Genomic DNA, 13791 nt, shown 5'->3' with positions numbered 1-13791 from the left:
AACTCCTTAAAAAACTTTTCCATGAATTTTTCTAATCTTCCAGATAGACTCAACTGCAGATAACTCAAATTCATTTCTTGTATTAGCAAATTCTATTAACTGACGATGAGACTCAATAATCATTGCAGTGGAAATAATTCCTCTAGAGAAGAGTTTCTCGATCTTCAAATGCTTTCTTTCTAATTGCTCTTTTGTAGCAATTGACTCGAGAGTAAGCCTAAGAGAATTTAACTTCTCTAATTGAGACTCAAGCTCAATTGAAGTATGTCTCTTTATATGTTGTTGATTAAGTAAAGCGGCACGATACTCTTTAAGTCTCTTACTCTTGGAAGAACTATTAAGATTGAAGATAGGTAAATCCATACTAAGGCTTAGTCCATAAGTCTTAAAACTTCTTCCTGCAATTTTTTCTATTTCAACTTTTGGTCCAATAGAGATATTTGAAAAAGTTTTAGCACTCTCTAAATCTCCCTGGGCCTTGGCCAAAAGAACTTCCTGAGAAGCTTGCTTAATGACTGCTGCTTGCTCAAGATTTCCTTTAGGTAAGTCAACCTTTGAGAAATCGAGCTCACCTGGAAGAGAACTTATTACAAACGTGCAACTATCACCTAGCGCCAGAGAGATCTCCTTGATGAACTTCTCTCTATCTGAGGTCAGTTTAGAAATCTTTAACCTATAATCATTTGTTGCTAAACTAAGGGTTTCTTTTTCAACTTCTTCCTCTGGAGATAAGGTTTTTCTCTTATTTTTCACCCTTAGAATTTTATTTAATGAATCTTTTGCTTCTTTATAAATGGGAAGTAATTCATTGATTTGTCTTAAGCGATAAGATTTTAAAACCACCTCGATAAATGCTTGTTCACTATTATTTCTAAGAAACTCTCGGGTCATCTCGGTACTTGCACTGGCGACCTCTTTCTTAGCTGATCTCTTCCCCCCGACTTCAAGAGGAAATGATAAAGAGAGAGAAGTTGTTCTTGAATCTCCCTCGATAGATTTTCCTTTAGCATATTGAATATCAACTTCTGGATTTAAATACTTTGCCGCAATATTTAGATCTTCACTCTTGGCCTTTTCAAGGCTTTGATTGTATTGAATCTGAGGATGATTTTCTTTTAATTTAGAAAATAAAGTGTCAGTATTCTCAATTTTACAGCCATCCGCTGACCATACAAGTTGTACGTTAAGAGCAAAGATAATTGCTACTTTAAAAATAAACATAAAATGTCCTAGTAAGATAAAAGGTCTAACCTTTTAATGTAGTCATAAAAATTAATGAAATAAATTAAGAAAAGAGAGGTGGTTTTTTAGCTGAATCTAAGATGGGAGAATTGTAATGATCAAAGAACCTCCAGCAATTATCTAAAGAATAAGAAATTAATGGAGATAGACTCTTATATCTAAGCGCTGGAACAATATTATGAATACCAGAGCAATGGTGAGAACAATGACCGGCATCATCAGCACAATCATCTTCATCACTGTGAGAGTGAGTATGGGCATTAGATAGACTAATTACTTGAGAACTTAATTGAGTACTTATTTCTTCTTTATCATGACATTGGATCGTCTCAACTGCTCCAGCAAAGCAGAATGAAAGAGAGAGGAATAGAGTTACAATTAATTTAGTCATCTTTAATAAGTTAACTGTAGACAGGCACTACAGTCAATAAAATCCTTTAATTTGAAACATGGTCGCAATTATGACCTGTGCCCTCAAACTCTATGACAGAGTTAGAAACCTTCATATCAAATAATTTTGCTTTTATTACTTTCTTTATTAAGTCTAAATCTTTTACCAACAAGTCATCAGGAACAGAGACATGGAAAGTTAAAGAATGTGACTCTTCATCCATCGACCAGCCTTGAATATAGTGAACATCTTCAACGCCATCAATTTTAATTAACTCACTCTTTACATCATCAATATTCAAATCTTTCGGAAAGGCCTGCATTAAGATTGTCACGATTCTCTTAAGCCCTTGATAAACACCTTTTAAGACTAAGAGGGAAATGAGAATCGAGAGAATAGAGTCTAAAATATACCAAGGTTTAAAGTAGAGAACCACACTCACAATTAAAACGGCGAACCATCCAAGAAGATCCTCCATAAGATGTAACATCACCATTCTCTGGTTAATACCACTTTCCTTTGACATTCTAAAAGCAGCAACACCATTTACAACAATTCCCAGAATTGCTAGTGCAAACATTCCCTCACTTACAACAGGCTCAGGGTTCATCAATCTCTCAAAAGACTCACTAATAACAAAGATTGAGCCGATTAATAAAATCACAGCATTTAAAAGAGCACTTAATAAAGAAAACCTTCTATAACCATAGGTATATTTTTGATCACTTCCCTTCTTAGAAAATTTCTCAAAGAAATAGGACATAAGCAGAGCAGTGCTATCACCTAGGTCATGAAGAGCATCTGAATAGATGGCCATTGAATTTGTTAAATAACCACCAATGAACTCAATTATGGCAAAACAAAAATTGAGTAGAAAAGCAATCAAGATATTCTTGCTTCCAGAGTGATGATGATGGTGGTGGTGATGATGATGACAACCTGACATAGAAATATCTTAGTTAAAATTGAAATTTAATACTAATAAAAAAAGACAAATGCCACTTAACTGCAAAAGAGATTTAGCTGAGACTTCTCAGACACAAGCTCATTCTTAGGATTTTGCTGCCTAATCATCCACTCTTTAACAATAAGGAGTATGTAGAAAATATCTTTTTCTTTTAATTCTCTATCTTTTGAAATTTTGTGCCACTTCTCTAAGGAGACTCTGCAACATGCACCCGTTGCATGAAGCGCAGTAAAGATTGGATGTGAATTAATTGGGGCCACTTTACATGAATGTTCAGAGTTCTCTTCACTTAGAATTTTAATTATAAGTGTTCTTCCCTCAAGCAGGATCGTATCAAATCCTCTCTTGGCAAGATACTCCCATTGATCTTCGCGTAGCTTGAACTTAGAGCAAACTTTTGAGCACCCAAGGCGCCTAAAAATATCTGTGAAATATATATTCTCGCTAATTCGATTATCCAATGAACGACTTCTTTAAAACTATTTATTAAATGATATAGTAGACTCTAGATGATAGCAATGAAAGTCAAGAAAATCTTATAAATTTCTTCTACTTACCTCAAAAAACAAGCGGTGCACAAGATTGCGAAAAGAAGACGCTTGTGACATATTTAAGTATGGTAGAAATAATTGCAGAAGACCAAAGTTGGATACTCATTAATAAACCTGGTGCAATGAGTGTGCACAACGATAGTAAAAGTGTCATCGAATACTTTAAACAGAGAAATATCAATCTCACTCCTCCCCATAGAATTGACAAAGAAACTTCTGGGCTACTGTTGCTTACTAAAGAAAAGAATGAAGTATCAAATCATCAACAACAACTAAAAAACGCCTCTAAGTACTATATTGCAATTTGTAGAGGGCAAGTTAAGGCCGATAACGGTAAGTGGGAACAACCTCTTTCAGATAAGGCCGAGGGTCATAAGAATCCGGCAGGAAAGAAAAGTGATCAAAAGATCTGCCTGACTAATTGGTGGAAGGTTTCATCAAACCAATACGTCACATTGATTTTATTTAAAATCGAAACTGGAAGAACTCATCAAATTAGAAAGCACTGTGCTCTTAATGGACATGAAATACTTGGTGATAAAAGATATGGCCAAGGTAAGTATCAAAAGATTATTAAAGATAAGTACCAATTAGATTCAATGCTATTACATTCATATAGACTTGAAATTCTTCTAAGAGAAGAACCTGAAGTATTCTATGCAAAAATGCCTCAGTACTTTAAAGATATAATGGGAGAAGAAATTGAAAAATCCTTACAAGATTTTCAAATTAACGACAATTAAAGAGGAATCACTCTACTTTAATGCAAGAGAAATCCTTAAAAGAGATTTCTCTCTCTCCTTGAGTCAGAAGTCATTTGATGAATTGCTAAAACAAAATAGAATTCGAATTAGTGGAGCGCCTCCTTCCCATGAGTTAAAATCTATCAAGAAAGGCGTAAATTTCTCTATTTCAATAAGTAAGTCCCAATTAAAGAGCTGGTCGCTTCCCATAGAAAATAAAAGAGAATTCAAAGAAAGTATGCTTATACATGAAGAGAACCTTTTTCTTGTGGCAAATAAGCCCGCTATGCTCTCCTCTACAGCGACAACAAATTCCAAGCAGGACAATCTACACGCTATCCTTACTCGCTACATAAGTGGTGGACACAAAGAAAAATATCTATCAATACATCACCGAATAGATTTTGAAACAAGTGGACTACTTATATTTTGCAAGAAGAAGTCTCAAAATAAATTCTTTAGTGACCTCTTCGAACAAAGAAAGGTCAAAAAGACCTACTTAGCGCTTATTAAAGATCCTGATCACAGTTTCAAGGATCAAAAAGTAGAAAATTTCTTAGAGCGAGACCCTAAAAATAAAATGAAAATGATGAGTACAACTCATGGAGGAAAGAAGGCCACAACCTATTTTAAGGAAATCACCCATCAAGAGGGAATGACATTAGTAGAGGCCAAACCAGAAACGGGAAGATTTCACCAAATTAGAGTTCACTTAGCGGAGTTAGGATTCCCAATCATTGGAGATTCTATTTATTCACAGAAGAGTGAGCAATTCCCAAGAACTATGCTGCACGCCTATAAATTATCATTTCCTCATCCACAAAGTGATGAGTCATTGGAATTTATCGCCCCCTTACCTCACGACTTTCCACAGAATATAATCCAACTAGTCAAAGAATAAAAAATAAGAGAATATAAGAACTTAATAGGAATTTTGGAGGATAAATGAAACCTAATATACTTATTGTTACAGCGAGTGATGGTAATAATTTAAAACTTGCTAATACTCTACTAGATATTTCAAAAGAATTTGAAGCAAATTTCGAGATTGTAAATCTACTTGACCTAAACCTTCCACTCTACACTGCAAAAGAAGAATCAAAGGGAACTCCTGAAGACGCTAAATTTATCACTGCAAAGTTTATGGATGCGAAAGGATTTGTCGTCCTCGCTCCAGAGTATAATGGATCAGTTCCTCCATCTCTTAACAACGCAATTGCTTGGATTAGTCGCTCAGGAAATGATAACTGGAGAGATGCGCTTAATACTAAGCCAATGGTGCTAGGCACTCATAGTGGCGGAGGTGGTAACCATGTGCTCTCTGCGATGCAAGAACAATTTGGATTCATCGGTTGTAATATTATTGGAAGAAAGATTCTTACAAGCTATTCAAAAGAATTGAACCCAGACACAGCGAAAGATGTTCTCTCTCAATTAGTAAAAATCAGCTCAATTTAATTCAAAATAAGGGGAGTATATTTCTATACTCCCCTATGCACAAACTTGGTTATTCAACAGTTGCAAAATGTAACTGCTCAACTCGATTATCATATTTAGAATATCTATGTTTAATAAACCAATAATTAGTCCAATACTGTTTATTAAAATAGAAATGATTATTAAACTCTTCTCTTAAACTTTCCAACTCACTTACCGCCTTAGCAAAGAACTTTGATGCCTGCTCTCTTCTATTTAATAAGTCGTTATATCTCGCATAACTCTCATAAACTTGTGCCACTTCAAAGTTATGAAGATTACCTACTTCACTTAATAAAGTTTCAAAGACAGAGTCTAGCTCAAGACTACTTATGAGATTTGGAAACTCACTCATTATTTTAAGTCCCACTCTCGCTCTCATCATCTCATAGGGATATTCAACAATATTATCTGCTTTAGCTAAATCGCTGGCCTTCTTAAGCAGTTCATAGGACTGAGTAAGTCTACTCTTCAAATCTCCATCACCTTCATAAACGAAGTAGGCATTTGTGAAATACTCGAGAGACTTCTTCCATGATGAGTTATCAAAACTAGTATTTCGCTCACTTCCTTTGAACCTAAAGAAGTTTTCTTCTTGATCAAAGGAGACTTCAAGACCAATAAAAGTAGAAAGATTTGTTGGGTAGCTCTCACCAAGCGAGAACCAAAAGATATTTCTCCCTGTATCCATAATATGAGTCATTGATGTATAGACCTTTGATACGGTTCGACCAAAACTTCTCTGCCCAACGAGATAATCAGTGTGACCAGAGAGAAGATTTATTCCCCAATTTATATCGATCTGACCTCTCGATTGCGCCAGTTCATCATTAACAAGACTTAACCTTGCTCTAGATTCAAGACTCTTATTAAGACTGTACTCAAAATTATATCTTGCTGTATCACGATGTAAGAAGTGATTTGTCTGCCCCATTGATCCACTAGACCTCTTAGCGACTCTTACAATATCTCCTGAAATTTCAATACTAGCACTCTCCCCACTTTTTGAATCAGAAACAAGAAAGCTCCATGCACCAAAGTAGCCAAATTTCTTTGCAATAGTAATGGCCTCATCTAAACTTTTTGCTTTAGAGAGAATGAGATTGGCCGCGTATGGTGCCACAATACCAACTCTATCTTTATACTTTATCTTATAATTCTTAGTTCTAAGCTCATGTGTTGAAATTGAAATTCCATATTCATTCATTCCTGAAATTCCTCCAGGATAGTGAAGACCAGCGGAACTCATTCCCATATAATTTACACCTTCACTATTTCTATGATTTATAACGACAGGGTATTTTTCAAATACACCCATAAAACCAGTATCGAAATTTCTTCCATGAAGATGAGAGCCATCGACCGTAAAATCAGAAGAAGCACTAAATCCAGTACAGCCCTTCTTCATCTTTTTAAAACCGCCCCCAATAGTAGAGAAAATATTCTTTATAGACGCTGACGCAATATGAAGTCCACAACTCTTAATTAACCTCCAATTAGTTCCTCTTCTATCTTCTTCCATTTCAAGATTTAAAGAGTCTACAAAGCCAGACATTTCAATCATCAACGTTGCTTCAATAACCTCTCTTCCAGATAGATTATATCCAGCATCTCTCACACCTTTTGCTAAGTAAGAAAGCTCACTTAAGAACTTAGGATCTACTGACTTTTTATATTTATTCATAACACACTTATAAATGGCCTTAAATTGATTCCTCTCCTTCTTTGCAAGTGCCTTAAAAGAATCATCTCTTCTCTTTGCCACTGATGCTATAACTCCAGAGAGAATATCTTTGGCCAAGAACTTTCCATGGTAATAAGCAAGATCGTTCATAGATCCTGTAATATCTAAGAAATTAACTTTCTTTCCTTTAATGTCACAAATTGTTAATTTATTTACTCCCTCAGAGTGAGTGACGTCACATTCTGAAGCGCTAATATTGAAATTTAATATGATAAAGAAAAATAAAATATATTTCATAAAGCTCCTCCTAGAGAGCATAATGCTGATGTAATAAAAAAGAGCCCAAAGCCTCTTTTTACAAGAACCATATTTGTAAAGAGAACATCTCTCTTGGCCAGTGCCAGTAAAGAGAGTGCACATAGAGTTGCCCCCACTCCAATCACCATAGATGAAGAGGCGTACAGAAAGCTAATAAGATTCAATTTCAGACCAAAAATTCTCTCATAGAACCCAATAAAAGTGAGATATGTGAGCACTAAACTTGGATTAAAAATGGCCAATAGAAAGACTCCCTTAAATCCACTTGGTAAATTAATCTCCTTCTTATCTTTAGACCTTAGAAAACTCATACCTATGACAAAGAGAACAAAGGAGAAAATACCGACAAAGAGAATCTTCTTATCAAATATTGCTGAGATATTCATACTTCTATAGAGAGAGAAGGAAAGAGTTAGATAAACTACTTCTGCTAGAAATAGCCCTCCAAATGATCTTACGGCTTCACCTGTCCCTCTATTAATGAAAGAGTTTACAATGCTTATCCCAGCAGGACCCACAGGGAGTGTTGTCACCACTCCCACTATGAAAGAGACAAGAAATATCTCTATAATCATGCTGATATCCCCACAACAGAAAGTTCAGGAAGAACACTTTTAATAAATCCATTAAAGCTATCTGCACATGAGAAGACCGTCTTCATCTTAAACTGGCCCTTCTCTCTAAAGCGACTAAAGTATTCATCTAAGATTTCTGATGTCACAACTTCAACGACAGGTGAAGCGATTATTCCTTGTTCTCTACAATCTAAGTAATCAGGGTTTGATAGAGACATAGCTTCATCTAGAATTCTCTCTAAAAACTTCACATCTACATTTAATTGATTTGAAAAAAGTGTCCACTTATAACAGGCCCTCTCGTCTCTGGTTCCTGGAGAGAGAAAGTAGTGATCGACACTCTTACCTAGGCTCTTATTTAATTCAACGACTGTATCTAAAACTTGCTGATCACTTGTTTTCTCAGCGCCTAAATTAATTCCACTTCCCTGTCTTCCTAAAATTTCAAACGTTAAGATTGGAGAAGTAGATTTAATGCGAACAATATCCTTCATGGTATAGTTTAAAAAACCATTTGGTGTTGTGATATTTAGAAGGTACTCTCCACCAGCTACAACTTTTCCAATGGATAGAACTTCACTCGTCTCAGTGCTTTCAAAGCTATAAATGAGGTCAGGATTAAAAGCATAGAGCTGCTTATCGTCTTTAGCATTATTAATTCCAATTCCAATAGGAGCTTCAGTAGAGGCGTAAACTCCAAAGTAATTTAGTCTCTTTCCTACAAGTTCATTAATTCTTTCTTTATAAGAATCAATTGGCGTGGCTCCATAAATAATAGTCTCAAGATTAGGCCAAATATCTTTGATATATCTCTTACCTGTTGTCTTAAGTACTTCTTCAAAAATGGCAATTAAGTAAGTAGGAATTGCTGAGGCAATCTGAATATCTTGAAGAGTACTCTGCTCAACAATTCTTTGTATTTTCTCATTCCAATCTTCAATCTCAAGAATCTCCTGAGAAGGGAAAGTGACTTTCTTTAGCATCTTAGGTGTTTGGGAGCTTAATATTCCTGAGATATATCCATATTCGACCCCATTGGCAGTATAGTTCTTTGGAGTTGACCCATAACTTAACCTAGGTGAATTTACGAGATCGATGCCTCCAACAATATGATTGATAACACTTGCTTGATACTTTTGTGCTCTTTTAAAAATATCGATCATATCCTTATTATAAGGAACCCTCTTGCTATCTTGCCCACTAGTTCCAGAAGTTAGCCCAAAACATTGAACACGATTCTTAAATAAAACTCTACTCTCTTGCCCCACTAAACTTTCTACATAAGGTGCAAATTTATCATACTCACTAGAGCTCACTCTTTGAATAAAGTTGTCATAGCTTTCGATATTATTTAATCCATGATCTCGATAAATATCCGTTGAGTGTAACTTCTTTTTAAGTTCTACAAAGTTTTCCTCTTGCTTTTGCTGCATTCCTTCCTGATCTAGAGATATCTTCAAATACATATTGTTCAAAAGAATTTTAGATACTGTACGCTTTAGTGATTTCATTTTTTTCCTCCAAGTTTGTTTGCAGGAGAAAACTAGCAAAGAGAAAATCTATTTACACTCAAGTCTGTTGACAGATTTTTTTCATTTTTGTCAAAAGGCCTTAGTTTTGACAAAAACTCTCATTTTGTGTCAAAAGTTTTAATTCTTAGAGATGAGTTCTGATAAGTTTTCAGATGGTTGCAGCGTCATAAACTCTGAAAAGAGTAAGTAAATTATACTAGGGTCCTCTCTCAGCGCCTCCATTACTGAGTCACTATGGCGACTCTTTGAGAGTTTTTCACCATTTTCAATAACTAATGAGTGATGAGAGAAGTTCTCAATCTTTGGAAAAGTCGAAAGACCAAAGTCATTTGCTAGCGCAATTTGTATTGCCGAAGAAGTTAGGAGGTCTTCTCCTCTGAAAATATGTGTGACTTTATCTGAGAAGTCTTCATAAATACTTACTAATTGATAGGAGGGAATATTGTCTTTTCGCCACAGTATAATATCTCCTATATCTCTTTGAATTGAAATCTCTTTCCCATCAAAGTGGTATGAAGTATTTGGACTATTATATCTAATGGCATGAAGATCTTGGACAAAAGAAATTTCTTTATTCTTACAAAACCCAGGATAAAGCCCTTGTTCATTATTTTCAAAGATTTTCTTCCTAGAGCACTCACAATTAAACTTTCTCTCTAGCCCCTTTAGAAAATCCCAATACTCATTATGTTTCTTTGCTTGGGAGAAGTTGTTCTTAAAGTCCCTTAGATTTTTTGGGCCAAAGTCTATATCTATTTCTAAAAGTTTAATCGCCTCAAAGACTTCCTCAATATAAATATCTTTACAACGAATATGGTCGTGATCATCAATTCGAAGTCCCAGCTCAAGACCTTTCTTATTGGCCATATAAGCAGTATAGATAAAGTTGAAAATATTCCCCAAGTGCAAATGTCCATTGGGAGTTGGTGCAATTCTAGTTCTCATAACGATAGAGTTCTCCTACTTCATAGGCATATTTTACCTTACCGGCAGAACTATACAATATCTTAATTATTAGCCTTACACAGTAATAAATACTATAATCAAGGCCATGAAAAAAATATTAATCCTTGGTAGCTCAAGTTGGATAGCACATTACTTAATACCGTCACTGAAAAAAGAATTTGGTGAGTGCCACATTGTCGGTAGTGTTCTAAATAATAAGCCTGAGCATTTAATTGATACTTTCAAGGCCTCCAACGATCAGCTTGAAGTTATCGATGAACAAATTATTGCGCTATCTCCAGATATTGTGATCAATATGACAAGGGGTGAAGATGATGATGGATTCACTCTTCATAAATACTTAATTGAAAAATCTCAAACACTAAATTTTCACTATAATTACTTCTCTTCATTTAATGCGCTAGATGCAAATGTTTCTAGTGAACACTATGAAGATGAGATGCCTAATTCTCAAACAGAGTACGGTCAGTTTAAGGCCAAGTGTGAGCTTGAACTTGAAAAAAGTGGTGATAATTTTTCTATTTTTAGATTTGGTGCTACCCATGGTTGGGCACCCAACTCACAGTCTAGAACAGAGTTATTCTTAGAAGTCATGTTAAGTGGGGAGTCTCTCACTATTGATCGCGGTGTTCTTCAAAATAGACTCGCAACAAATCACTTAGCAGATATGATGGCCGCAGTTCTAAAGCGTGATGGAAAAGGTGTTTTTCACTTCGGAGCTAAGGATGGATCAGATGAGCTCGATTTTCTTAGAGAGCTTGCCCATAGCTTTGGACACCCAAGAGAGCAAGTTATTGAAGGAGGCATTAATAGCTGTAACGCTTTAATGATTCCAGAGAGAACTCTAAAGCTAATTGGTCCAAGTTATGAAAAGAGCGAAGAGGATACAATCATTGCCGTTAGACACATGATCCGCCTCGCTCAATTTATTCTATAAAGCGCCGTCTTTAATTTTATCGACAATACTTGGATCAAGTAGTGTTGATGTATCACCAAAATTATCAAATTCTTTGGCAGCAATTTTTCTTAGAATTCTTCTCATAATTTTTCCAGACCTAGTCTTTGGTAAACCTGGAACAATTTGAATTTTATCTGGTTTTGCAATGGGACCAATTTCTTCTGTGATAACTTTTAGAATCTCCTCTCTCATCTCTTCTGGACTATGGTTCTCACTGGCTATGACATAGGCATAAATCCCCTGCCCCTTTATATCATGAGGAAAGCCAACAATTGCTGACTCTATAACATCAGGATGCTGTCCAATTGCGTTCTCCACTTCAGCGGTTCCAATACGGTGACCTGAAACATTTAAGACATCATCCACTCGTCCAGTAATTCTATATAGTCCATCAGCGTCGCGCTTACATCCATCTCCAGTAAAGTAACTCCCTGGATAAGCACTTAAATAAGTTTGCTTAAATCTCTCATGATCACCCCAAATACTTCTAAGCATTCCAGGCCATGGCCTTGTAATACAGAGATTTCCTTCCGACTCCCTTTCTTCGATAACTTTTCCTTCGGCATCCATTAGCGCAGGAAAGACTCCAGGAAGCGGTAGAGTTGCAAAACAAGGTTTCCCCTCTGTGACTCCTGCCAGAGAGGAGATTAAAATTCCTCCAGTCTCTGTTTGCCACCAAGTATCAACGATAGGGCATTTCTCTTTTCCAATAGACTTATTATACCAATGCCATGCTTCTGCATTAATAGGTTCGCCTACTGAGCCCAAAACTTTCAATGAGTCTAAATTATTATTGGTAACAAATGATGGGTCACACGCCATAAGGGCCCTCACTGCTGTTGGAGCAGTATAGAAGTGAGTGATCTTATGCTTATCCACAACCTCCCAAAATCTTCCAGGGTTTGGGAAAGTTGGAATCCCTTCAAACATTGTTGTAGTAACACCGTTTAGCAGTGGACCATAGGTTAAATAAGTATGTCCTGTAATCCAACCAATATCTGCTGTACACCAATAGCGATCTTCCTCATTCATTTGGAAAACATTTCCAAAAGTATATGCTGCCCAGACCATATATCCAGCAGTCGTATGTAAGACACCTTTTGGTTTTCCTGTAGATCCTGAAGTATAAAGAATAAAGAGAGGATCTTCTGCTTGCATAGTCTCACTTGGATAATCTGAAGAAGCCTCTTTATAAAGATCATGCCACCATAGATCTCTTCCCTCTTTCATTTCAATATCATTTCCCACTCTTTTGTGAACAATGACTTTTTGAACGGGAGAATTATCTAAATCATCCAATGCCTTATCTGCAATGTCTTTTAGGTGAATTATCTTCTCCCCTCTGTGACCAGCATCATTCGTAATAAGAATTTTACAATCACAATCTTCAATTCTTCCCGCTAGGGCGTGAGCTGAGAAACCTCCAAAGACAACAGAGTGAATTGCACCTATTCGTGCACAGGCCAATACAGAAATCATAAGTTCAGGAACCATAGACATATAAAGACAAACTCTATCTCCTTTCTCTACCCCCTGTGCTTTAAGCATATTAGCGGTCTTGCAAACTGCAGTATGTAATTGCTTATATGTATACTCAAGTGCTGGCTCATTAGGATCGTTAGGCTCATAAATAAGAGCGACTTTATCGCCTCTCTCTTCTAAGTGTCTATCTAAGCAGTTTTCAGTAATATTTAACTCTGCACCATCAAACCACTTTATATTGGCATCCTCTATACTTCCGCTAAGGACACTCTCCCACTTCTTATTCCACTTAAAAGTGTCGGCCACCTTTCCCCAGTAAAGTTCTGGGTTACTTCGCGACTCTTGATAGGCCAGTGCATATTCCTCTAGACTCTTAATTTTCCAATCCATAAAAAATCCTATTCTAAAATTTAATTATTTTTTTAATTCTTCTTTAATGACTTCTTCAAGGCTTTGATGATGGAATTTAATACTTAGTCCACCAAGTTTAATTCTAAGCTCAGGGTTGTGAGACTTTTGGGCCCCTTTCCAATCGAATTCAATATTTTTGAACTTATTAGAGAAATCGACAAAGCTCTCATCGATAACACATTCAATATGCTCAAACCCTTCCTCATAATTGACCTCTCCCTTGGGTGCAGGTAACTCAAGAAGTGGAATCTTATGATTCTTATATAGAAGTGGTGAAGCAAGTTTAAAAGTTGAAATCGGTCGATTTGAAATCATCGCCTCGTGCAAGAGAGAGTGTTCTTTCTCTAGTGCTAACTTCAACTCTTCGTAGCGAATACTAGAACTTACTCTATAGCAAATATGATCTATAAAATACTCTTCAAGATTGATTCCTAATATTTTTAAATCTTCTTCAATTTTACTGAGAACACTTTGTGCTTTTGAAAAATCTAGCAT

14 protein-coding genes are annotated in these 13791 nt (G+C 36.0%); 4 read left to right on the top strand and 10 right to left on the bottom strand.

Going from position 1 to position 13791, the window contains the following annotated elements; translation table 11 throughout:
• Positions 1–6: 6 nt before the first annotated feature.
• The 4 genes from BMS_RS04810 to BMS_RS04795 form a co-directional block, all read right to left on the bottom strand.
• A complete protein-coding gene (locus BMS_RS04810) occupies positions 7–1221 on the bottom strand; it encodes a TolC family protein (protein ID WP_014243667.1) in 1215 nt (404 codons plus the stop codon).
• A gap of 64 nt (positions 1222–1285) precedes the next feature.
• Positions 1286–1633: a hypothetical protein gene (locus BMS_RS04805; protein WP_014243666.1), complete on the bottom strand. Its 348-nt coding sequence runs from the start codon at positions 1631–1633 to the stop codon at positions 1286–1288.
• Between the two features lie 46 nt (positions 1634–1679).
• A complete protein-coding gene (locus BMS_RS04800; protein ID WP_014243665.1) occupies positions 1680–2579 on the bottom strand; it encodes a cation diffusion facilitator family transporter in 900 nt (299 codons plus the stop codon).
• A 56-nt stretch (positions 2580–2635) separates the two neighbouring features.
• Complete coding sequence (locus tag BMS_RS04795; RefSeq protein WP_014243664.1) at positions 2636–3061, bottom strand: DUF4186 domain-containing protein; 426 nt, start codon at positions 3059–3061, stop codon at positions 2636–2638.
• A gap of 140 nt (positions 3062–3201) precedes the next feature.
• Between BMS_RS04795 and BMS_RS04790 the strand changes: the two genes are divergently transcribed.
• The 3 genes from BMS_RS04790 to BMS_RS04780 are packed head-to-tail and all read left to right on the top strand — an operon-like array spanning position 3202 to position 5352.
• Complete coding sequence (locus BMS_RS04790; RefSeq protein WP_014243663.1) at positions 3202–3894, top strand: RluA family pseudouridine synthase; 693 nt, start codon at positions 3202–3204, stop codon at positions 3892–3894.
• Positions 3854–4795 (top strand): RluA family pseudouridine synthase, encoded by a 942-nt coding sequence (locus BMS_RS04785; RefSeq protein ID WP_014243662.1) that lies wholly within the window; start codon positions 3854–3856, stop codon positions 4793–4795. The genes BMS_RS04790 and BMS_RS04785 overlap by 41 nt, the downstream gene beginning before the upstream one ends.
• A gap of 44 nt (positions 4796–4839) precedes the next feature.
• Positions 4840–5352, top strand: coding sequence for an NADPH-dependent FMN reductase (locus BMS_RS04780; RefSeq protein WP_014243661.1), 513 nt, complete (start codon positions 4840–4842; stop codon positions 5350–5352).
• 49 nt (positions 5353–5401) lie between these two features.
• Here the strand turns inward: BMS_RS04780 and BMS_RS04775 are convergent, their stop codons facing one another.
• From BMS_RS04775 to BMS_RS04760, 4 genes are all read right to left on the bottom strand, one after another.
• Entirely contained in the window at positions 5402–7351 is a 1950-nt protein-coding gene (locus BMS_RS04775) for a C45 family autoproteolytic acyltransferase/hydolase (protein WP_044557297.1), read from the bottom strand.
• Positions 7348–7947, bottom strand: coding sequence for a hypothetical protein (locus BMS_RS17565; RefSeq protein WP_014243659.1), 600 nt, complete (start codon positions 7945–7947; stop codon positions 7348–7350). The genes BMS_RS04775 and BMS_RS17565 overlap by 4 nt, the downstream gene beginning before the upstream one ends.
• Positions 7944–9458 (bottom strand): GH3 family domain-containing protein, encoded by a 1515-nt coding sequence (locus BMS_RS04765; protein ID WP_044557296.1) that lies wholly within the window; start codon positions 9456–9458, stop codon positions 7944–7946. Before BMS_RS04765 ends, BMS_RS17565 begins: the two co-directional genes overlap by 4 nt.
• 138 nt (positions 9459–9596) lie before the next feature.
• Positions 9597–10424 (bottom strand): glutamate--tRNA ligase family protein, encoded by an 828-nt coding sequence (locus tag BMS_RS04760; RefSeq protein ID WP_052590575.1) that lies wholly within the window; start codon positions 10422–10424, stop codon positions 9597–9599.
• A 106-nt stretch (positions 10425–10530) separates the two neighbouring features.
• Here BMS_RS04760 and BMS_RS04755 point away from each other — a divergent pair, with 106 nt between their 5' ends.
• The gene (locus BMS_RS04755; RefSeq protein ID WP_014243657.1) at positions 10531–11382 is read left to right on the top strand and encodes a sugar nucleotide-binding protein; all 852 of its coding nucleotides are present in this window, start codon (positions 10531–10533) and stop codon (positions 11380–11382) included.
• On the opposite strand, the gene acs is transcribed toward BMS_RS04755, so the two are convergent.
• Together acs and BMS_RS04745 are read right to left on the bottom strand one after the other, a co-directional pair.
• Positions 11377–13275 carry an acetate--CoA ligase gene (gene acs / locus BMS_RS04750; RefSeq protein WP_014243656.1) on the bottom strand — a complete coding sequence of 633 codons (1899 nt, stop codon included), beginning with the start codon at positions 13273–13275 and terminating at the stop codon, positions 11377–11379. The genes BMS_RS04755 and acs overlap by 6 nt on opposite strands.
• A 24-nt stretch (positions 13276–13299) precedes the next feature.
• Positions 13300–13791 carry a VOC family protein gene (locus BMS_RS04745; protein ID WP_014243655.1) on the bottom strand — a complete coding sequence of 164 codons (492 nt, stop codon included), beginning with the start codon at positions 13789–13791 and terminating at the stop codon, positions 13300–13302.

Origin of the sequence: Halobacteriovorax marinus SJ, assembly GCF_000210915.2 — a bacterium.
In the GTDB taxonomy this organism is placed as follows: domain Bacteria; phylum Bdellovibrionota; class Bacteriovoracia; order Bacteriovoracales; family Bacteriovoracaceae; genus Halobacteriovorax; species Halobacteriovorax marinus.
This window is presented reverse-complemented; position numbering and strand designations above follow the sequence as displayed.

Excerpts from the sequence above, each read along its gene's own strand:
- BMS_RS04810 (WP_014243667.1), bottom strand. The coding sequence starts at position 1,221 with ATGTTTATTTTTAAAGTAGCAATTATCTTTGCTCTTAACGTACAACTT.
- BMS_RS04805 (WP_014243666.1), bottom strand. The coding sequence starts at position 1,633 with ATGACTAAATTAATTGTAACTCTATTCCTCTCTCTTTCATTCTGCTTT.
- BMS_RS04800 (WP_014243665.1), bottom strand. The coding sequence starts at position 2,579 with ATGTCAGGTTGTCATCATCATCACCACCACCATCATCATCACTCTGGA.
- BMS_RS04780 (WP_014243661.1), top strand. The coding sequence starts at position 4,840 with ATGAAACCTAATATACTTATTGTTACAGCGAGTGATGGTAATAATTTA.
- BMS_RS04775 (WP_044557297.1), bottom strand. The coding sequence starts at position 7,351 with ATGAAATATATTTTATTTTTCTTTATCATATTAAATTTCAATATTAGC.
- BMS_RS17565 (WP_014243659.1), bottom strand. The coding sequence starts at position 7,947 with ATGATTATAGAGATATTTCTTGTCTCTTTCATAGTGGGAGTGGTGACA.
- BMS_RS04765 (WP_044557296.1), bottom strand. The coding sequence starts at position 9,458 with ATGAAATCACTAAAGCGTACAGTATCTAAAATTCTTTTGAACAATATG.
- BMS_RS04760 (WP_052590575.1), bottom strand. The coding sequence starts at position 10,424 with ATGAGAACTAGAATTGCACCAACTCCCAATGGACATTTGCACTTGGGG.
- BMS_RS04755 (WP_014243657.1), top strand. The coding sequence starts at position 10,531 with ATGAAAAAAATATTAATCCTTGGTAGCTCAAGTTGGATAGCACATTAC.
- acs (WP_014243656.1), bottom strand. The coding sequence starts at position 13,275 with ATGGATTGGAAAATTAAGAGTCTAGAGGAATATGCACTGGCCTATCAA.
- BMS_RS04745 (WP_014243655.1), bottom strand. The coding sequence starts at position 13,791 with ATGCTAGATTTTTCAAAAGCACAAAGTGTTCTCAGTAAAATTGAAGAA.